Raw genomic sequence first — 19,596 nt, 5'->3', positions numbered from 1 at the left:
GAGTAACTAAACTTAAAACCCAAAGGCTATATCTCTACCGATATCAATATTCCCTTCACATAACTTTTCAGCAAAAGTAATTTTGAAGACACAGCTAATCAATGTAACGCCTATCTCAAACGCTAAAGTACGCACCTTTTGATGGGGCAAATTAATTACTTGAGTATAGCGCTATTGATATCACGCTATTAGAGCGAGATACAGTATGGTTTGAAAAAATCTGACAAGATAAACGGAAGGGATAATACTGGTTTTTTGGCTTTGTGGGCTAGGTGAGCGTAGATAAGACTTTCAGCAGGGAGGCCTTATCTACGCACTTGCTATCGAGTATGATTTTTAATCAGCGCAAGTTATCTCTCTCTTCCTTCATGCGCTTACCTATCGCTAAATGCGTCGCTGGATCAAAATGGTAATAACCTGAGAGATCATCTGTTTTATGAGCCTCAACATTGTAGGTGGTATCGAGACAATTCTGGACACCCACCAAAGTAGAAGCTTAAAGCGTCAAGTCAATTGACACAACACAGGCAGAATGATCAAAATACTGGAGTCAAAGATAAAAATCCATGACTCTTCCGCGCAGCACGCAAATCTCTCTCGATGCGACACCCTATTATCACTGTGTCTCCCGCTGTGTGCGTAGAGCGTTCCTTTGCGGTAGGGATGCTAATCCGAAAAAGACTATGAGCACCGACGCCGGTGGATTGAGGCCAGGATGCATAAGCTGGCCTCAATCTTTGCTCTCGATATCGCTGCCTATGCGGTAATGAGTAATCACACCCATATTGTGCTCTATATCGATACCTACACAGCAAACTCATGGTCCACTATCGAGATAATTGAACGCTGGCAACAACTTTTCAAAGGTTCTGCGCTAAGCAAACGTTATCTTCGCGGTGAAGCCCTGGATGCCGTCGAGCTGGAAAAACTTCAGGAGGTGACATCCCTTTGGCGCGAACGCCTGGTCGATATCAGCTGGTTTATGCGCTGCCTGAACGAGTCCATCGCCCGCCAGGCCAATGCCGAGGACAGCTGCACCGGTCGTTTCTGGGAAGGGCTTTTCAAGTCTCAGGCCTTGCTGGATGAAAGAGCCCTTGCCGCCTGCCTGGCTTACGTGGACCTCAACCCTATCCGTGCTAGTATCGCTAATCCGATTACACTTCGATCCAGCAACGCATCCACACAGCCATCTCAGGCCAGCAGCCCAAAAGCCTACTGCCGCTGGTGGGCGGAGAGCGCCGGGATATGCCTAAAGGCTTGCCTTTTCAGCTGGATCACTATTTAGAGCTGGTAGACTGGAGTGGCCGGCAGCTGCACCCTAAAAAGCGCGGCGCTATTCCCGAAAACATCCCACCTATTTTAAATCGGCTGGGTATTTCGCCAAAACACTGGCTCTACCTAAACCGCAATTTTGAAAGCCGCTTTAAACGCTTGGTGGGCTCGGCGGAAGCGGTACGCCAGGTCTGTGCGCAGCAAAATAAACGCTGGGTACACGGGCTGCCCGATTGCCAGCGCTTTCTTTGCCCCGCCCCCTGCTAGATTACAGAAATCCGCTTATCAGCTGCCCCTAGATTCCATCGCTCCCGACTCTACACCCCACCTGATTCCCTATGGACTCCCAAAATGATCTTTTAACGTCAAATTGCCATCTATTTTGAGACAGATATACCGGCTACCAAGTGGTGGCGAAAAAATTCTTGTCTAGCTTCCGACTCTCCATTCTTTGGATGTTCTTTGGATGTCCTGGATTAATTTCTCTGGATTAATTTCTAATTCCTGGATTAATTTGAGGAATTATTCAGAGACTCACTAGATTCAATGAACTGCTATACGCACGAGATATACAACTTGGATATAGGAAGATTCTCATCATCAATTAATGCACATTCCAGATTTCAGAACCCACATATCAATAAAATATTGATAGCTATTTACATACCATCAACTCAGATTTTTATTGAGCGCAGAAAGTACTACTCGGGTTGTGGCTGAAACCTCTTGTTTAGCACAATAGCCATATCTTTTGACAAGTTCGAGATAGACGGCAATAGATAAAGGAAAGAGGAAATAATAAACACAAATCCAGCAATAGACCACGCAATAGAAATACTAAAATAGTGAGCTGTATACCCTGCCACTAAAGCCCCTGCCGTCGCACCCCCTTGTGCAATTAAAGATTTCACTGATAGCATTGTTGATCTTCTAGATTCTGGAATTTTCTCGTGAAACATTGCCGATCCTGGAGCCATCGAAATCCCAACAACAACATGCAATAGTAAATATACAACTATAAAACCATACAAATCACTTTGAATTGCAAATATAAAAAATAGTAGTCCTGTACAGAACTCAAGCACCAATAGCATATTCGAATAATTATTTTTAAAAACTCTTGACAAGGGAATGGAGCATCCCTGCCCTACCGCCATACAAACATAATTTAACGCAAATAGAATACCAAACAACCAAAGACTTTCCTTGCTGTCGACTAAAGTAGAAAGCATTGGCTGCCAAAGTTGCTCTAAACTAATGAACGCGACCCCGCTTATGAAGTCAATTAATAAAAGTGGTTTAAAGACTGGATTCTCAACAATCACATCAAAAGCACTCTTAATGGTACTGTGAACCTCGCGGAAAAAATTCGAACCAACTGGCTCCCCCATAGAATCTGATTCACCAACAAAATAGAAAGTACAAAGCATATGTATTAATATTAAAGGAACAAGAAAGACAAAACCCACCTCATAAAACCCTATAAAATCGTAGCTATCACTTACAAATGAAAACCATACTGGGATAAGTCCTGAAAATACTGCCCCAACAGCTAAGCCAATCATCTGGAAAATATTTACTGAAGCTTGGGCTTCCATCAAGTTTGTTTCACCATCTCTAGAAACCACTTTAAACTGCTCAACAAAAAGTGCATCAATAGTTCCAGAGAAAAGAGCTATAGACAATCCATTAAGAATCATAAATACAATCAATTCCGCAAAGCTAGACGACCACCAAAAACCTATCACTACAAACAGTAGAACCAGCTCGCCAGCTATAAAGGTCTTTTTTCTCCCGTATCTATCAGCAAGCGCTCCAAACGGGACCTCTAAAGCAACAGTGGATATTGTTGCTACTGCCAACAATATACCCATTTCATGAAGCTCGATTCCTTTACTCATAAACAACAAGAATATAATCGGAGCAATCATCCCACTTATAGCTGATATTCCAGCCTGAACAAGACCAAACTTAATTATTAAAGCATGTACCGACCTGCTCATCTTTATCACCATTCCTGGTTGAAACGCCGCCATCGCATAGCAATAAATTATGGCTATGCCTAGCTAAAATTCATACTCTAACCTACTGTGATGGGTCAGCACGATTACATACAAGTACAATTACAACCTCACGAATCCATGTTAGGTATTAAGGGTTGCGATTAGATCAATTCACAAATGATATTCATAACTTTCTATTAGGATAGAAACTATTAACTCTTCACACCTAGGAAGTGAGGATTCCTAAAATACAACTCACGAGATGTTAAAGATCAATTTGCCCCTTGTGATTCAATACTCCAACGCTCACAGTATCAACTTGAATATCTGAAGAGGGTGAGTAATTCGAAAATTTTTAACAAAATTCCCATATGTCATTCGCCTCCAGTTGTAGAAGTAAATAATTAGCCGCATATATAAAGATTAAACTCTAGTCGGGCTGTGCGTTTTCACAAAATAAAGTAAAGCTTGTTTTGCTTCGCTACGAGTAGTAAGTGCCATTAATCAGGGAAAATTCTACTGGTAGCACTACCACCTTTCCCGGTCCAGAAAAAGGCAGCGATGAGTTGAAGGAATTGTAATAATGTGAGGAATGAACGACTTAAATTAGGTCTTAGGTACCTCGCTTGGCCTAGGCAAAGCGATATACCAAAGCAAGGCAACCTGAGAGTATATTGGAGTTAACTTGTAAGCCTTTAAGGCAAAGCCAGAGCGGATAAAACCTTAAGAATGATGGTTTTATCCACTACTTAACCCCTGTAAATGAGTCCTAAATCAATGTAAGTTATCCATCTCTTCTTTCATTCTCTTACCTATCGCTAAATGCGCCGCTGGATCAAAATGGTAATAACCTGAGAGATCATCTGTTTCATGAGCCTCAACATTATAGAGGTTGTCTGCAACAGACTGTTGGGCAGACTGGATAGCTCCACTGGCATCACCATAGTGGCTTTTAGCAATAACAATGGGCAAGTCATAATCATTTAGCGCTTCCCGTAGGCCATTCACCAGACAGGTCAAATTCGCCTCATAGTTGTTTTCATTTACACTTTGCCCTCCATCATTCCAACCCTGGAACCAGATAAAACTATCGATTTCAATCGACTTATTTTCATACTGCGGAAAGTAACCAGCCAAGACTTCAGGGTCGCGCAAGGCCTCAATCTTCTCCAACATCGCAGTGTAAAGAGACTCCTGATTTTCCTCATCTTGGGTCCACTCATTAGCGGCGGAGTCATGGCAGCCAGGGACCTTCCAGTCTACTCTCAGGTCAGTACCACCCTGAACCACTTTTAAAAGTAACAGATCGTTCTCAGTCTCTTCACCGAGGTAGTGCCCTAAAGTGAGCTCTGGTCCATAGCGGTTAGTAGACACGCCATAATTGGGGAACAATTCACCATGGCGCTCAGAGAAGGAGAGAGAACCGGTATCATTCAATGAACCCTGATACTGCAGTACAGTAATATCGTCTCGTGTACCTTCAAGAGCTGCGTCCAGGTGGCCATCAGCATAAATCTCAGCTACCTCCATAGCAGTACTCATTTGCATCCAGGCATCGTAGTTGTACCCATAGGAGCCTTCGCTAGAGGAGAAGTAATATCTACTAATGGTGGCAAAGAGTCGGTCAGTCAGATCAAAGTTACGGCTATCACAGGTTTCACCTGTATGAGAGTCGAGACTGCCTGCACGGCAGAGGAATTGCCCGAGCTTCTGCACCACAGGATCTTCGTTATCATCGCTAAGTCTCTGGTTATAATCGGCTAGCGAATCACTATTATTGATAAACTGCTCTGTTATCTGGTCATCACTAATCGCCGTAGAACCACAGTCGACATCGCCGTAGGTGTAATCTGCATTGGCATGGCAAATCAGCTCTTGCAAGCGATCTAACCGGGTGTTGTTGCCTTCCATATTGGACTGGCCTGCCATAACCACAACTTTTACAACATCCTCATCTGAAGTATCACCCACTGGATCGGTATTTACGTCGCCACCAGATGGATAGATAGCAAAATCATAATCATAAAACTCAAAATCCCTGAAGGTGTCAGGAGTTGTGACTACGAGAGCATAGAGTTCATGATTGGCAGGTACCGGTACTACGGTACTTGAATCTTCCCCGGAGCTATCAATATCAAATGGATAATAACTACGAGAGCCGGTAGATGGGTTGTAAACCACTGCACGACCACGGAAGTCCGCATGAGCTGGGTTATTTTCAGCATCAACCCTAACCGCAATGGTGTAGTTACTGTCTTCAGTAATACCTTCTACCTTAAAGGCATTAAAAGCCCAAGAGCCTGGTACAAAACCGGTATCCATATCAGTCCAGCTGTTACCCGTCCCTTCCTGGTCAAATGTTTGAGTGTACTTATTATCGTGGGTGCTGGCATCAGGGTGCTCACTCAACATTCGACTCAAAGAGGCCGCCTCCGACACCTGGTAGGCCTCACTCTCAACCATATCCCAGGTCGTGATTTGTGCGGCAAAATCTGCAAACAGGGCCTTCATGTCGTGCCCTTGGGCTGTTAGATAAGCATCGGCTGCTTCCAGGTCGTTAAGTCCATCCCTGGAGTCACGGAATACCCCCCCCATCAGGTCCTTACTCACAGCATAATTAGTCAGCCAAGACCAGAAAATATAAGCGCCGTATTGATGCCCACCTTTAAAGTCATAACCATATTGGTGATCGACGGGAGAGTCTTGAATGGCCCAAAGGGTAATATGTGGGTGGAGGGTGTAGTAACCCAGCAAGCTATCTTTAACGCCCGGGATATTGTGATCCGCGCCCCAGCTTGCGGAGGATTCCAGGGTGTACTTACCACTGGACTCACCTGTAACCCTGTTTAGCTTACCCTGATAGGAGTGGAAGTTCTCATGCATCCAGTGCTGAGCGTTAGATTGGGTAAGCGGGTTATCCTCCAGGGTGTAATTCTTAACGAACGTATTACTGATTGAGTCATTGAGTTTTAAATCACGGGTGGAACCTTCATCACTGAAGTAAGTGCAAAGCTCGCCTTTTCCATACATGCCGGCTTCAAAGATATTCCTTTCCCATACCCGCTCTTGAGCCACAATATAATGCTCAAAATTAGCCATGGTTTTGTCGGTATCATCCGACCACCATTGGCACTGGTACGTTGAACAAAGATAGTTGTTGTAACCATCATAGGGGCTGGTAGCAATCATGGATTCATTGCACTTACTGCCACCCAGGTCCATGACTTCATCGTATGTCAGCACACGCTCATAGAGTCGCGCATCCCAGATTTTTCCCGCAAAGGGCCCAAATTGCAGCATGTCGCCCAAGTAAGGATAGCTATCACCATCAACAGATATCGAAGAAGAAGCTTCACCGTTTACGTACACGGTTAACGTGCCATTGTCCACCGTAACTGCGACATGATTACAGCTACGGGTTTTTAAAGTACTTTCTGCGTTAGAAAACTGCTGGCTGTCTTGGCCACCCAATTGCCCTACAACAACATCATCACTGATGCCTATATAAAAGCTGCCGGAGTTATTATCACCATTAGGATCAGCAATTGATCTCACCATCACTTCATCGCCTTCAGTACTATCCGGGATGAACTTAAAAGACAAGCTAAAATGCGCGAGGCCATCTTTCTCAGGAAGAGCCACCGTCATGTCTGCATTATTAAAGTCGTTGCGACTGACAAACATTGTGCGCCCTTCTACATCTGGATCCGAAGATGCACTTTCTGTTAGCGCAGTGCCCTCAACAATCACAGAATTTCCACCCGCTACATCACGGAATTCCAAGTGAGACGGAACATGCACCAGAAGGCTGTCAGCTGGTCCATCCAGGAAATCGCTGGCACAATCATTTGCCGCAACTTCAATAGTAACTGTCGCAATATTACTAGCACCACTACTATCTGACGCTAGATATGAGAAGCTATCAGTACCCGTAAAGTCTGTTGCAGGGAGGTACTCCCAGCGACGCCCACTTCCTGTTAAAGTGCCATGCGCCGGCTCCGACTGAATAGAATATTCTAGAGAATCCAGATCTTCATCATACGCAGCAAGAAATATAGATTTTCCAAGTCGGCCGTGTGCGGCCATCTGTACCAACTGATCATTGGCAATGGGTAAAGTGTTAGAATCATCACCTTCATCCGGGGTATCTACCACTCCCCCACCCGAATTTCCACCGCCCGAGTTATCACCGCCAGTGTTCTCTTGCGGTGTCGTCTCATCGTTACTACTACCTCCCCCACAGCCAAAAAGTAGTGCACTCAATAGTATTAAAAGCGGAGCCTTCAATATTTTTTTTGATTGAAGATTTTCATTAGCATTTATAAACATTAGTAGTCATTTAAAGAGCTGAAATTAACCAGAAATTTTAGAGAGATATAAAAACAAATGCCGTGAACCAGTTCTTTGATTTATTCTTTGATCTTAAAGTGATTTTTCAAGCAAAGGATCTGGCCTGGATGTGAATATGAGACCATGTGCTCCAATTCAGCAAACATAACCAAACTATGCGACTGCCCTTCAATATTCGCTTGCTATATCACAGAAATCTATAAAATTAACATCGCTCATGAGCAACTGCTCGGCAATTGCTCGATTAAGTAGATAACTTTAATCTGTTGAAATTTGAGAAAACTCATCAATAAACAAGCGAATAGACAAAGTTACCAGCGCTAATCTAGTGATTTAGGGGCTATAAATTGACCTCAAGTAATAGCTGCAATTCTTAATATTACAAGCAAATCACTTGCAGCCCCACAAAGAACCCTTTCGGTGACTGCCCAGCTCGACTCATTCTTGGTCTACTATCCAAGCAACCCGTCACAAATCTAACCTGCTCGCCTGTTACATCGTTAAAGCCAGTACTCTATGGGAAATATGGTTGAATGAGGCCGCTAGCATTTGCATTAACCACCCTGTCTAAATGAGTGAGCGGATAAATTAAACGTCAGCTTTCAAACCTTCCGCAATCGTTTCATGGCAAGCGAATTCAAGACCACTACCGAATGGTAATACTTTGGATTATATCTCTGATAACTGAGGCTCTCTTTCCAGTAACGTTTATTATCCAAAATCAAGATAAACTATCATTCATAATCATCTAAATACCAAATAGTCAATTAGATAAGCTATCACAGTATAGGGTAGATTATACGCCATGAATCAAAGGTCCAATAAAGAGACAAATATAGAGTACACCCTGGCATTAGTTGCCGGCTTTTCTGAAGCTGTATGCATTTTGGGTTTATTCGGAAGCTTTACAACTTTTATTACCGGCACAATTGTTCTCGCCATCACCGATTTTGCAAGCAACAATCCAAACTACATCACAAAAACTTTTATCCTCTTCGCCTTTATCCTTCTTCAAATATTTTGGATTTATTTCATCAGAAGATTACATTTACAAAAGAGAAACCCAGCAACTATCATGCTATTTTTAGAGAGTGGACTAATGCTACTATTTTTTGTTAGTGGCAGCTATATAGGAAAACTTTCATCTCCCTATGCTGCAAATACCTTCATCATCTCTTTTTTTGCAATTGCAACCATGTCTCTTCACAGTACAATATTCTTCAGGGTACTTAATAAGAAGGCGCCTACACACTTTATGACAGGAAACTCTACTAATCTTTTCGCTGCTGCTTTCGAAATGCTGGATAACTATCGTGTTGACAAAAGCACGAACGCTCCGCCCTATCCTAAGGCTTCTCGTAGAGCTAAGTACTATTTGGGGGTAATTATGGGGTTTATAACTGGTGTAATTCTTGGCACTATTGGATATAAAATTTGGGGGTTCCTCTCTCTTGCATTACCCGTAGTCATGACACTGTTCACAGCTGTATCGACTCAACGACACGACCCTCCTCCCGCGACCGATTCTTGATATTAATGAATATGAAGCTCACTTTAAGATATCAAACAAAGGGCTAGGATCTACGTGTAATTCAGTATGGGAATGCTCATCTAAACTACTATCGGTTGTGCTTAAGCCTAGACGGAAGCATGCTTCCTCAGAACACCATAGCCTCGAATACCCTGCTTATTATATTCTGTATAGATACGCAAAAAAATCCGCACTAATTTTTAACAGGTAAATCCAAAAGGCCAGTCCACACAAAAATTCAATCCACCGTATATCTTACCGTTGTGGTAACTCAGAAATCGTTACGTAAAACGACCTTTTTTAGTACAAGTCTTTATCATAAACAATCCATAAGAAAGCACTGTACATGAGCTCTTACTTTTTACTCAAAAAACACAGCTATGTAGCTCGCCATAACTTCATCTGCTCTAAATAGTCACCTCACAATGAAATATCCGTATTAAACAAGCCTTCATCAAATACAATTATTTAGTCTAAACTGACATCTCCCCTTGCACATGTCACAATTAATTGAATACCATGATCCCTAGTGTTAGGAGATAGCCTTCGCTATGTTGAAATAAAAGCCCCGCATCAGTTAAACCAAACTCCTTCATTGGATAGAGCCCCCCCGTTTACCACCCCCGCTGGTGACTGACAAAAATTATTGATCAGGAATCTTGTTCCAACAATTTCTTTTGCGGAACTTTGAGCGTACTCATATATTGTTCCAATAGCGCCTGGAAAGGATTCCCTGTCTAAAGGGATCTCTATATCATGGCAGCAGGCCATTGCAGTGTCAGTTATCCGTATTTCTTTCGTAACATCAAGCCTCTCTAAACACGCCAGAAGACCTACTCACCGATGGATAAGTAGCACCCCGCATCACTCAGCCCGCCCCAGCAGAGCCACCTCAACCGCTTTGAAAGTGCCAAACTGTTAAAGGGTGAATACAAATGAACATCCCAAACCAAGTCCAATTATTTGGTTGCAAATGAAACCCTCGCCCTATTCTTGATGGCAAAGTAGGATAGGTACTCCGCCTGCAGGTGCAGCGCGGCACTAAGGAATAGAGAAACCAGAAGACGCCATGACCACACAGCAGTTCGACGACTTAAATGTTGTCTCCCAGGAAGTACTGATCAGCCCGGAGACGCTGAAAGCAGAGCTCCCCATTAGCGATGCCGCCGAGGCGACTGTCGCTGGAGGACGCGCCGCCGTGCGCGACATCCTAGATCGCAAAGACCACCGCCTGATGGTGGTAATCGGGCCATGCTCCGTTCACGATGTGAACGCCGCAATGGATTATGCCAAGCGCTTGAAGGCGATAGCGGGCAAGGTTTCCGATACCCTGCTAATTGTAATGCGCGTCTATTTTGAGAAGCCCCGCACCACTGTTGGCTGGAAGGGCTTGATCAACGACCCTCACTTGAACGACTCCTTCAAGATTGAGGAGGGGCTGCATATTGGCCGCAAGCTGCTATTGGATGTTGCCGAGCTAGGACTGCCTACTGCAACAGAAGCACTAGACCCAATCTCCCCTCAGTACCTGCAGGACCTAATTTCATGGTCTGCCATTGGCGCGCGAACCACAGAGTCACAGACTCACCGGGAAATGGCCAGCGGCCTATCCTCTGCCGTGGGCTTCAAGAATGGTACCGATGGTGGCCTGGAGGTGGCTATCAATGCCCTGCAATCAGTCGCCAACCCCCATCGTTTCCTCGGCATCAATAAGCACGGTCAAGTTGCGATTATCCACACCGCAGGAAACCCATACGGTCACGTTGTACTTCGCGGGGGCAATGACAAGCCAAATTACGACTCAGTGAGTGTTGCAATGTGCGAGCAGGAGCTGCGTAAGTCCAATATCGTGCCAAACATTATGGTCGACTGCAGTCATGCCAACTCCAATAAAAACCACGAATTACAGCCCCTGGTGGTCGACAATGTGACTCACCAAATCCTCGATGGCAATCAGTCGATTATTGGCATTATGGTGGAAAGTAACCTGAAAGCCGGCAACCAGAAAATTCTGCCAAACCTGAGCGATATGGAGTATGGCGTTTCGGTAACCGATAAATGTATTGATTGGGAAACTACTGAGTCCCTGCTGTTAGGCATGGCCGAACAGCTGCGCGAGCCCCTTAAAGCACGCTCCTCTTAGATCTCCCCCTGGAGAGGCCCATAGCGGGCCTCTTTCCTGCCGAAAAGATAACCGCCACAGCTTGATCTCCCTACAAATTACGCTATTCACTTGATAAAGACCCTACAAAAAGAGTACTTTTGCCCTGCCGTAACAGATAGCTGTCGTATGCTTCCTTCAATCAGCTAAATAAAAATAAGCGGCCTACTAGATTGAGGTTGAAATCTGGCACCTAATTTTTTCATTTATGGGAAATAGGAAAGCAGCACATATGGAACTGCAGTCCAACAAAGTACCAATCTATATCTTTGGTGGGTTTACTCTGACCTGGCTACTTGTAAGCCTAAGTTTTGCTCTCGATGGGGGCTCCACCATCTCCTGGCTGGCCACCGCTCTCTGCACTCTTCTCGCGGTAATCACATTCTCCTTTCGGGCAACACATTACATTGATGGAGAATCAAAAAGCTATGTTTCCAAGAGACAAGCCCTCTGGCATAGCTGGACCGAGAGGCAATCGCTAGCGGCGTTCAAGGGGATAAAGGTTGTCTCCTACTCATCCCATACCACAGACCGTAAAAGTAGCCACTCCAGCTGGCAGGTAATATTGGTCCCCCGCCAAAGTAACGGTAGCAATAGTGTCCAGGCCCAGGCCTTCCACTCCAAGAAAGATGCGCTGGCCTACGCGCATGAACTCGCGCTCTTTACCGCGCTCCCCCTACTGGACTAAAGAGCCAGTACTCTTAAGGCACAAGTGGGGATATAGCCCTTCTCACCCTAACCTCCTTTGTTAAAGCTGTTGCCACCCAACTCCGCAGGGGTGCACAAATCAACTCTACTCGACCCTCCAGTCGAGACACAAAAACAGAGGAGCCTCGAAATGGACCCAATTCAATGGGAAATGTCGAGTTCTACCATCGTTCGCAAGTTGGACGAGAATGCGCACCAAGTAACCTTCCCTCCCCCTCACCTCGATAAGGTGAAACAAGGCGAGCTGCTGAAGTTTCACGCTCACATTAATGTCGAACAAATGCCTGAGGGGCATCACCTAAAAAAAGCCACCATATTTTCCAACGTTCCTAATGGTGGAACATGGGAGCTTATCTGTGATGAAGGCACAGCCGTTGGCGGTAGAGGCAGCGCCCCATCTCCAATTATGTACTTCTCTGCTGGGCTAGCCCTTTGCATGATGTCTCACATCGAAATGCTGGCTAAACTTGGCGGGATCAAATTAAAAAGTGTAAGGCTAGAGCAAAAAACTGAGTTCTCAACCACTTTGAATTTTGGGGGTATCAAACCGGAAGAAGTCTTTGGCAAGGGGGATAGAGTGGAAATACATTTGATTGTTGAAAGTGATGAGCCAGAAGAAAAACTTGTAAAATTTATGCATTGTTGCCGACAGGCCTGTATGTCACTTCAAACCGTTTCCAGTGCTACACCCGTTGATACCCAGCTCTTTATCAATAGTAAAGCGATTGAGTTCAATTAAATACCCTGGGATGGCCTCACAGATGAAGAGGCCATAGCCTAATAGCGCTTGTTACTAATCGTTTTCTACATCCTCAATCCGGGCTTTAGATAAGGCAGAAGCGACAAGACCTGTCGGAATTGCAACCACCCCCAAACCAATCAAAAGCACAAAGAAAGTAAATATTCTCCCACCGAGAGTAACTGGATACATGTCACCATAACCCACAGTGGTTAAGGTTGTAACTGCCCACCACAAACTGTGAAAGATAGATTTAAATTGTTCCGGCTGAGCAGCGCTCTCAAAATAATAGATACCTACAGATGACAAATAAAGCAAGATCAGAGCTGTTACTCCAAACAATACCAGCTCCTCTTTAACCATACGAAATGCACGGCTAAATCGAGCAACTGCCTTACTGTAGCGCAACAGCTTTAAAACCCTAAACACTTGAAATAAGCGAACAATTCTAAGCGCCCTTAAATCCATTCCCGAAGCTATATAAAATGGCAAGAACGCCATAAGATCAATCAAACCATAAAAACTGAAGATAAAGCCCAGTCTATTTCTCGCCGCGTACACGCGACATATATATTCCAAAGTAAACACAATCACTGAGAACAATTCGAAGTGATCCAATACAGCTCTCTGTTCTGGTGTTAAATCAGGGATAGTACCCACAGAAAAAGAAATTAGCGATACAACTATCAGACACTGAATAAATATGGAAAAAAATCGCCCCTCTTTGCTCTCATAATTATCAACCAGCTTTCTAATACCCTGCTCCACACAATCACCCAGCTCGTATCATATTGAATATATACCGTATTTTAACACCACCTACTAATGTACATACATGTTTGGCTTTATCATTTTGTAAGTTATAAGCGATACACCAAACAATAAAAATCATGATTAGAGAGGCAATTTGCTTAATGGAGTTGAAACATGCCAATACCAAAAAGTCGGTCTAAACACTCTATTTCAGCTCCCAACAACGACCTCAAATGCTCTTTTTTTATACAGGCATACTTACAAAAATATCCCCAAAAAAGCCATCCAATGTACAGTATTTAGAACATCAAATGGCTCTTCCTTTGTATCTTTGTCAATAAAACTTTTACGCACTACGCCAGTATTACGAATTACTGGTTTACCCGACTCAAAGACCAGTGCTTTTGGTACATACAAAGTGCTATCCACCAAGTACACCTTACCCTGGAACTTGGAAGCCAATTCTTCCTGATGGCTATGACCTACCACAATATAGCTTACGTCAAAGTGCTCCATAGTAGCATTAACTAACTGCTGATCGGCCTCCGGATATTGATCCATCGCATAGGCATAGCCACGATATTGCGTTGGAGAGTGTGGCCCAACTAACAGGCTATTATCTATCTTGGCCTCTGTTAAATAGGCTCTATGGGCATCATTAAATTCGCTGGTGCTCAGCCCCTGCTTGAGCACCTGAGGGCTTATACCTCCATGGGTAAAAAGTACTGATCAAGCTTCAGTATTACATCTTTACTCCTTAGCCAAGCTCCTAAAACTGTATCTTCTGCCAAAGCTTGATCATATGGCCTCAACTGCTCTATAGCCCATAAGTGTTCAGCCTCTACAGATTTAATTCTATAAGTAAATGCATACTGTTCATGATTTCCTAGTAGAAGATGTACAGCTCCACCACTATTGGCCGCTTGCTCCTCAAGATGATAGATAAACCAGAGCAAATCATAAACATATCGCCCCCGGTCAAAGACATCACCTACAATCACTAATTGGCCTGAGCCATAAGTCCATTTTCCATCGGCATCAATAATACCCAGGTTTCTCGCCCAATTTTTAAAGAAGTCTAGATCTCCTTCCAAGTCACTCACCACAGCAATAGGGCTTACCCCATCATAGGGGACAAACTCAACCTCACCACCCCTCAAAGAATAAGTTCTTTGATCGCCCCCACATTCCAATACAATTTCCTTAGAAAGGAACCTCTGCTCTTTAACTTTATCGTCACAGAACCACCGTGAAATATAACCATCTGTGCTTTGAATGATCACCGGCCCCTGCATCCTTTCTAGAAGCGGGTTTTCAGCAATTCTACTCAAGTCGGCACGCCATCTAATAACCGAATCACCAATAGAAATCTTAATCCCTTGAAAGACTTGTCCTGTAGTTTTAATAACCTCACTACCACTTAGCAGGTAGGTTATACCTGCTGCCCCAAAAATAAATATGACGAAAAATAAGGTGATATCTCGCTTAACAACCGTTCCGACCACAAAAAAAACCTTTAACATAACCTGAATCAATTCGAACATTATCAAGACAAAGATTTTCTGAGTCAAAATCATTCAACTCATGGCAAAATTTAACCTGCACCTCAGTACAAATTAATTCGATAGAAACTCTCTACCAGCCAAATACAAGTCGAGTAAATTTGAAAAGAAAAATACTGTGAAAACAGCCAAAAATATGCGGTATTATGCCAAGCATAAATGAAATGGAGTTCAAAACTATGCCGCTGCAAGATCAACTAAATTCGCGTAATGCATTGAGAGAACTGAAAGCTGACCCGCAAACTGCACTACAAAATTATCGGTTGCAAGTCGGCCTCCAACCTGGACATCAAACGCAGCTGGCTCGAGTTCCATTCTCACTCAACTTGGGAAATATCAATATCGGCCCAGGAGCACCAAATAACGACAGTAGAATCTATATTCAGGCTCTCACAACCCCAACACGAGGGCACAGTTCTGTGAATCGGTATACCGCGCTATTACGGCCCAATACGGCAAATGCGGATTTTTGGGTAACCGAGCGTCAAACTGGCTGTAGCTTAATCATTCTTGACTGGGGTGGTGGTCAGCTCTCTATGGGACACTTGCAACCCCATCCCTTTAATAGTTACAACCAGGTAAATCAAACTATTATCAATAATACGCCTCTCAGCGTATTTGCCAGCACGCAGAGAAGCTACTTACGAACAGACGTCACTCAGCTAATCGATGCCTCTAAAGTTGGCGGCCTGGACCCTAATCGTTACATTTTGATTCAATCAAACTTTGCGGCCATTAATCTGCAAAATAAAAACGTAATAGGTGTTAAGGAAACTGGCCAGTGGAACTTTTACATGCAAACCAATGGTGTGAACAGAACTGTCCAGCAGCTCGTATGGACCGACTGGAGTTCCTACCTGCCCTATTTTGCCTACTAATAACCAGTTTTCTAAAAAGACCAGATTGGTTGAACAGAGTATCAATCTGGCCAGCAGCGGGGCGCACATAGTATGTACGGGAAAGGATACCTGATTGGCATTGTTGCTGCGCTTGTCTTATGGCTACTGCTTAGATATGTCGACAAGCGCTACTACCAAGAGAAAAGAGAATTAAAAAGAAAGAAGCTTCAGGAAATTCAAAAGAAAAAAAGAGATGATACGTAAAACCCTGCCATATTTGCTTTTAAGGCTGAATTAAATCCCTCTGCAAGCCCTCAACCAATGCCTGCCAAGCTACCTCTACCGCTTTACTTCTTATAGACCTTCCCAAGCACACTAGATGGATCGGTTGCAGCTCAGGGCTTCTCCATTGCTGAAAGATAGGCATCAACTTGCCCTCCGCTAATTCCCTGCGCACCAGAAGAGGATCAATCATAACTATACCTTGACCCATTGTAGCTAATTCAACCAATGTACGGCCATCATCGACTACCATCGCCGGATCAATGGCAACAGTCTTTATTTCGTTACCATCGTTAGAAAAGTGCCAGTGGTCAATGGTTGTTGTTTGGTTACTAAACACTAAGCATTGATGCTGGCTTAAATGATCTGGAGAATTAGGCTCACCCCAACTAGCCAAATAATCCGGGCTGGCAAACCACCCCCAACGCTTTTCACCTATTCGGCGCGCTACCAATGAAGAGTCCGGCAAGTGCCCAGTGCGAATGGCAATATCAACGCCTTCATCCAGTAAGTTCACAACCCTATCGCTTAAGTTCACTTGAAAAGTAATTTTTGGGTAGCGTTGCTTTAGTAATGGTATGGATGGCAATAAGTACCGCTGCCCCATTAAGGTAGAGCAACTTATCTTAACTCTACCAACAGCTTCATCCTGATGGGAGAGGATCAGGTGTTCGGTATTGCTCATTAGCTGAGCCATAGTCTCCGTTGCTTCCAACAAAGCAGCACCGGCATCCGTAAGGCGCAATTGCCGCGTACTTCTGTGCAATAGACGCTGATCAACAAACCCCTCCAGCTGTGCCAGCTTCTTGCTGACTGATGAGCGAGGTAAGCCCAGCTGATTAGCAGCCCCCTGAAAACTGCCTTGCTCAATGACCAACCGGAAGACGTACAAATGTCCCAAGTATTGATGTAGATGCTGCATTCTGTCTCATTGTTTCCAAAATAGAACCAAAGTGTTGCCCTAACGGTGCCTTATTGATACCAGTCTAACAACATATCCTCCTAAGCCTAATCTTGGCAACTGCCATTCATTGCACCATTACAATCGCAAGAGAGGATCTATGGGACACCAGCAGAAAACAAAAACCATCGCAATCACTGGTGGCACTGCCGGTATTGGACTTGCAACAGCTAAGCACTTTTTATCTGAGGGCTGGCAAGTCATCATCACGGGCCGAAATGCAGAAAAACTGGAACAAACAGCCGAGGACATCGGGGGACTCTTTGGGAGTGGCGGCCAGCTGACCTGCCACCTATGTGATAGCGGAAAACTCGACCAAATTGATCAACTGGGAAACAAACTGCAAAACGATGAGGTTAAACTGGATGCCCTTATCTTGAATGCCGGTATTTTCAAACCTGGGATATTTGAGGAAACCGATGAAGCCCTCTTCGATCACACTTTTGATATCAATGTGAAGGGACCTTTTTTCACGCTGCAAAAATTACTACCGGTGATGAATAACCCCTCCAGCGTGGTTTTGCTTTCAAGTATTGCCGTAGAGAAAACCTTCTCGGGAACTTCCGCTTATAGCGCGAGTAAGTCTGCCATTGAAGGTTATGCCCAGGTCCTGAATGCAGAGTTAGCGGTGAGGGGTATTCGTATAAATAGCGTACGCCCTGGAGTCACACTGACCGAAATCCAGGAAAAAGCCGGCATGAGCCAATCAGACATTCAAAATCTCACAGAGAGTATGATGGTAACGCCACTGGGCCGGGCACTTGAGGTAGATGACATAGTGCCAGCAATCCACTACCTGGCCACAGATCACTCAGTCGGTATGCGAAATGCACACCTGAAGGTTGATGGGGGCTACTGCCTCTAACCGGCTTGAAAGTGCACAAGTGGGGGCCAAGCCCTCCACTTGTGCGAATGAGTACCTTTTGCCGAAGCTTTCTTGTAGTTCACCCCGGCACTCTTAAACACGGGAAATAAGCTACACTGCAAGCTCCAATGCAGCGCGATTACAATATGTAGCTCGCACAATCTCGCGGACCTCTACAGAAACCATCTCCACATCGGGCACGGCTTCACACAGGGCCTTGGCTAGTAAACGAGCCAAGCTTTGTCGCTGCTCAATACTTCTACCAGAAAGCAGACTGCATTCCAGGTGTACAAACGGTGCTGGTTCAGGTCCAACCAAATAGTGCTCGACAGGTAACAAACGAACTTTAATATCCCCCGACTCAAAGAGTGCAGACTGATCTGCAGCGGCATGGATAGAAGTCAGTAAGCTATCAACATCTACCGACTCAAATAGGTTAGAAGGATACTGGATAACACAGTGAGGCATAAATACTCCCAGGTGAATTTTGAAAGAAAAGCTACATGACCGGAGCGGGTAGTGTATCCGCTGGCAGTAAGCGATTGATGGTCCAATTCAAGATATGGGACACCCAAAGTCCGTCGTCATCCACATAGATCCCATGTACAAAGCCAAATTGCTTCTGTCCCCGCCCAGGCTGGCCCTGATAGCGCATCTTGAGATCACCAGACAGGTCGTACTGTCGCACTTCCTCGGCCCGTGCATCTGTCATCCACAAAGCATCACCTTTGAGAAACAGGACATAGGGGTAACCTATTCCACTCCATTGAGTTAAATATTTACCCTTTGAATCAAAGATCTGTACCCGGCGATTTTCACGATCGGCAATATATAACTGCCCCTCAGAATCAATCACAATGGAGTGAGGGAAATTAAACTCTCCAGGGGCCTCCCCCTGACCACCCCAGGTGGTTACCAAAAGGCCATTCTTATCCAGCTTTACGATACGGCTGTTGCCTTTATCCACCACATAAATAAATCCATTTCTATCCACCGCAACATCTTGGGGCTGATCGAACAGCACCAAGTTGTAGTCGCGATCAAACCAGCCTTCACTGGCTGCTCCTCGCTTCCCCAATACCATGGCTACTTCGCCATCAGGTGCAAATTTCAATACCAGGTGCGTGGCAGTATCGGTAGTCCAAATATTGCCCTTATGGTCTATACGAAGACCATGCGGATTTTCAAACAGTCCCGCGCCGATTTCGCGAACAAAGCGCCGCTGTCCATCAAACTCCAACAGCGAATGAGACCCTCGGTGAAACACAACAAAGTGGCCATTCTCCCTGCGGACCACCCCCGCAACCTCCCCAAAGTGCCAACCCACTGGCAACTTAAAATCACCCCCCTTGACGTGAAATGGCTGGCTGTTTGGCGGTGCCTCGGCCAGCGTAAAGGCGCTGGGAACCAAAATCAGGCATAGCAATACAATCACTCTCATCAGAAACCCTTCTTAACTTGTCAATCTGCCAAGATATTGTGACTTTTTCCTATAAATGCGTTAATAGCATAAATTTGATATTCACTTTTTCCTGCCAGGAAAGTATTGGAGGTTCCTCTGGACCGGTTC

The 19,596-nt window shown here is 44.7% G+C and carries 17 protein-coding genes; 9 read left to right on the top strand and 8 right to left on the bottom strand.

The annotated features are described in order from the left end of the window. Positions 1-715: 715 nt before the first annotated feature. Both ACJJI8_RS16210 and ACJJI8_RS16205 read left to right on the top strand, forming a co-directional pair. Entirely contained in the window at positions 716-1,285 is a 570-nt protein-coding gene (locus ACJJI8_RS16210; RefSeq protein WP_444897541.1) for a nitrogen fixation protein NifB, read from the top strand. Further along, positions 1,246-1,539 carry a hypothetical protein gene (locus ACJJI8_RS16205; protein WP_444897542.1) on the top strand — a complete coding sequence of 98 codons (294 nt, stop codon included), beginning with the start codon at positions 1,246-1,248 and terminating at the stop codon, positions 1,537-1,539. The genes ACJJI8_RS16210 and ACJJI8_RS16205 overlap by 40 nt, the downstream gene beginning before the upstream one ends. 434 nt (positions 1,540-1,973) lie before the next feature. Here ACJJI8_RS16205 and ACJJI8_RS16200 read toward each other — a convergent pair whose 3' ends face one another. Both ACJJI8_RS16200 and ACJJI8_RS16195 read right to left on the bottom strand, forming a co-directional pair. Further along, on the bottom strand, positions 1,974-3,275 hold the full coding sequence (locus tag ACJJI8_RS16200) for an MFS transporter (RefSeq protein WP_444897543.1): 1,302 nt from the start codon (positions 3,273-3,275) through the stop codon (positions 1,974-1,976). A gap of 774 nt (positions 3,276-4,049) precedes the next feature. After that, positions 4,050-7,538: a sialate O-acetylesterase gene (locus tag ACJJI8_RS16195; protein WP_444933004.1), complete on the bottom strand. Its 3,489-nt coding sequence runs from the start codon at positions 7,536-7,538 to the stop codon at positions 4,050-4,052. An 892-nt stretch (positions 7,539-8,430) separates the two neighbouring features. Between ACJJI8_RS16195 and ACJJI8_RS16190 the strand changes: the two genes are divergently transcribed. From ACJJI8_RS16190 to ACJJI8_RS16175, 4 genes are all read left to right on the top strand, one after another. Then, on the top strand, positions 8,431-9,156 hold the full coding sequence (locus ACJJI8_RS16190; protein WP_444905493.1) for a YoaK family protein: 726 nt from the start codon (positions 8,431-8,433) through the stop codon (positions 9,154-9,156). 1,069 nt (positions 9,157-10,225) lie between these two features. Continuing rightward, complete coding sequence (locus tag ACJJI8_RS16185) at positions 10,226-11,299, top strand: 3-deoxy-7-phosphoheptulonate synthase (protein WP_444905494.1); 1,074 nt, start codon at positions 10,226-10,228, stop codon at positions 11,297-11,299. A 250-nt stretch (positions 11,300-11,549) separates the two neighbouring features. Further along, positions 11,550-12,005: a hypothetical protein gene (locus tag ACJJI8_RS16180; protein ID WP_444933003.1), complete on the top strand. Its 456-nt coding sequence runs from the start codon at positions 11,550-11,552 to the stop codon at positions 12,003-12,005. Positions 12,006-12,155: 150 nt separating this feature from the next. Beyond that, positions 12,156-12,764, top strand: a complete 609-nt coding sequence (locus ACJJI8_RS16175) for an OsmC-related (seleno)protein (RefSeq protein ID WP_444933002.1) — start codon at positions 12,156-12,158, stop codon at positions 12,762-12,764. A gap of 54 nt (positions 12,765-12,818) precedes the next feature. Here the strand turns inward: ACJJI8_RS16175 and ACJJI8_RS16170 are convergent, their stop codons facing one another. The 3 genes from ACJJI8_RS16170 to ACJJI8_RS16160 all read right to left on the bottom strand — a co-directional run bounded on the left by ACJJI8_RS16170 (position 12,819) and on the right by ACJJI8_RS16160 (position 15,094). Beyond that, a complete protein-coding gene (locus ACJJI8_RS16170; RefSeq protein ID WP_444933001.1) occupies positions 12,819-13,532 on the bottom strand; it encodes an ion transporter in 714 nt (237 codons plus the stop codon). Between the two features lie 243 nt (positions 13,533-13,775). After that, on the bottom strand, positions 13,776-14,210 hold the full coding sequence (locus tag ACJJI8_RS16165; RefSeq protein WP_444933000.1) for a metallophosphoesterase family protein: 435 nt from the start codon (positions 14,208-14,210) through the stop codon (positions 13,776-13,778). A gap of 8 nt (positions 14,211-14,218) precedes the next feature. Then, positions 14,219-15,094 (bottom strand): metallophosphoesterase, encoded by an 876-nt coding sequence (locus tag ACJJI8_RS16160; protein WP_444932999.1) that lies wholly within the window; start codon positions 15,092-15,094, stop codon positions 14,219-14,221. Positions 15,095-15,258: 164 nt separating this feature from the next. Between ACJJI8_RS16160 and ACJJI8_RS16155 the strand changes: the two genes are divergently transcribed. Together ACJJI8_RS16155 and ACJJI8_RS16150 are read left to right on the top strand one after the other, a co-directional pair. After that, on the top strand, positions 15,259-15,957 hold the full coding sequence (locus ACJJI8_RS16155) for a hypothetical protein (RefSeq protein WP_444932998.1): 699 nt from the start codon (positions 15,259-15,261) through the stop codon (positions 15,955-15,957). Between the two features lie 72 nt (positions 15,958-16,029). Further along, positions 16,030-16,182, top strand: coding sequence for a hypothetical protein (locus ACJJI8_RS16150; RefSeq protein ID WP_444932997.1), 153 nt, complete (start codon positions 16,030-16,032; stop codon positions 16,180-16,182). A gap of 19 nt (positions 16,183-16,201) precedes the next feature. Here ACJJI8_RS16150 and ACJJI8_RS16145 read toward each other — a convergent pair whose 3' ends face one another. Continuing rightward, positions 16,202-17,122: a LysR family transcriptional regulator gene (locus ACJJI8_RS16145; protein WP_444932996.1), complete on the bottom strand. Its 921-nt coding sequence runs from the start codon at positions 17,120-17,122 to the stop codon at positions 16,202-16,204. Positions 17,123-17,261: 139 nt separating this feature from the next. Between ACJJI8_RS16145 and ACJJI8_RS16140 the strand changes: the two genes are divergently transcribed. Further along, positions 17,262-18,026: an SDR family NAD(P)-dependent oxidoreductase gene (locus tag ACJJI8_RS16140; RefSeq protein ID WP_444932995.1), complete on the top strand. Its 765-nt coding sequence runs from the start codon at positions 17,262-17,264 to the stop codon at positions 18,024-18,026. A gap of 111 nt (positions 18,027-18,137) precedes the next feature. Here the strand turns inward: ACJJI8_RS16140 and ACJJI8_RS16135 are convergent, their stop codons facing one another. Together ACJJI8_RS16135 and ACJJI8_RS16130 are read right to left on the bottom strand one after the other, a co-directional pair. After that, positions 18,138-18,494, bottom strand: coding sequence for a 5-carboxymethyl-2-hydroxymuconate Delta-isomerase (locus ACJJI8_RS16135; protein WP_444932994.1), 357 nt, complete (start codon positions 18,492-18,494; stop codon positions 18,138-18,140). A gap of 31 nt (positions 18,495-18,525) precedes the next feature. Next, complete coding sequence (locus ACJJI8_RS16130) at positions 18,526-19,467, bottom strand: peptidyl-alpha-hydroxyglycine alpha-amidating lyase family protein (protein ID WP_444932993.1); 942 nt, start codon at positions 19,465-19,467, stop codon at positions 18,526-18,528. Positions 19,468-19,596: the final 129 nt, after the last annotated feature.

This window comes from Microbulbifer maximicatervae (SeqCode) (assembly GCF_052467695.1).
This window is presented reverse-complemented; position numbering and strand designations above follow the sequence as displayed.

What these genes read in the sequence shown, in the direction of transcription:
- ACJJI8_RS16145 (WP_444932996.1), bottom strand. Translation starts at nt 17,122, where the DNA reads ATGCAGCATCTACATCAATACTTGGGACATTTGTACGTCTTCCGGTTG.
- ACJJI8_RS16150 (WP_444932997.1), top strand. Translation starts at nt 16,030, where the DNA reads ATGTACGGGAAAGGATACCTGATTGGCATTGTTGCTGCGCTTGTCTTA.
- ACJJI8_RS16135 (WP_444932994.1), bottom strand. Translation starts at nt 18,494, where the DNA reads ATGCCTCACTGTGTTATCCAGTATCCTTCTAACCTATTTGAGTCGGTA.
- ACJJI8_RS16155 (WP_444932998.1), top strand. Translation starts at nt 15,259, where the DNA reads ATGCCGCTGCAAGATCAACTAAATTCGCGTAATGCATTGAGAGAACTG.
- ACJJI8_RS16130 (WP_444932993.1), bottom strand. Translation starts at nt 19,467, where the DNA reads ATGAGAGTGATTGTATTGCTATGCCTGATTTTGGTTCCCAGCGCCTTT.
- ACJJI8_RS16175 (WP_444933002.1), top strand. Translation starts at nt 12,156, where the DNA reads ATGGACCCAATTCAATGGGAAATGTCGAGTTCTACCATCGTTCGCAAG.
- ACJJI8_RS16160 (WP_444932999.1), bottom strand. Translation starts at nt 15,094, where the DNA reads ATGATTTTGACTCAGAAAATCTTTGTCTTGATAATGTTCGAATTGATT.
- ACJJI8_RS16180 (WP_444933003.1), top strand. Translation starts at nt 11,550, where the DNA reads ATGGAACTGCAGTCCAACAAAGTACCAATCTATATCTTTGGTGGGTTT.
- ACJJI8_RS16210 (WP_444897541.1), top strand. Translation starts at nt 716, where the DNA reads ATGCATAAGCTGGCCTCAATCTTTGCTCTCGATATCGCTGCCTATGCG.
- ACJJI8_RS16190 (WP_444905493.1), top strand. Translation starts at nt 8,431, where the DNA reads ATGAATCAAAGGTCCAATAAAGAGACAAATATAGAGTACACCCTGGCA.
- ACJJI8_RS16205 (WP_444897542.1), top strand. Translation starts at nt 1,246, where the DNA reads ATGCCTAAAGGCTTGCCTTTTCAGCTGGATCACTATTTAGAGCTGGTA.
- ACJJI8_RS16200 (WP_444897543.1), bottom strand. Translation starts at nt 3,275, where the DNA reads ATGAGCAGGTCGGTACATGCTTTAATAATTAAGTTTGGTCTTGTTCAG.
- ACJJI8_RS16185 (WP_444905494.1), top strand. Translation starts at nt 10,226, where the DNA reads ATGACCACACAGCAGTTCGACGACTTAAATGTTGTCTCCCAGGAAGTA.
- ACJJI8_RS16140 (WP_444932995.1), top strand. Translation starts at nt 17,262, where the DNA reads ATGGGACACCAGCAGAAAACAAAAACCATCGCAATCACTGGTGGCACT.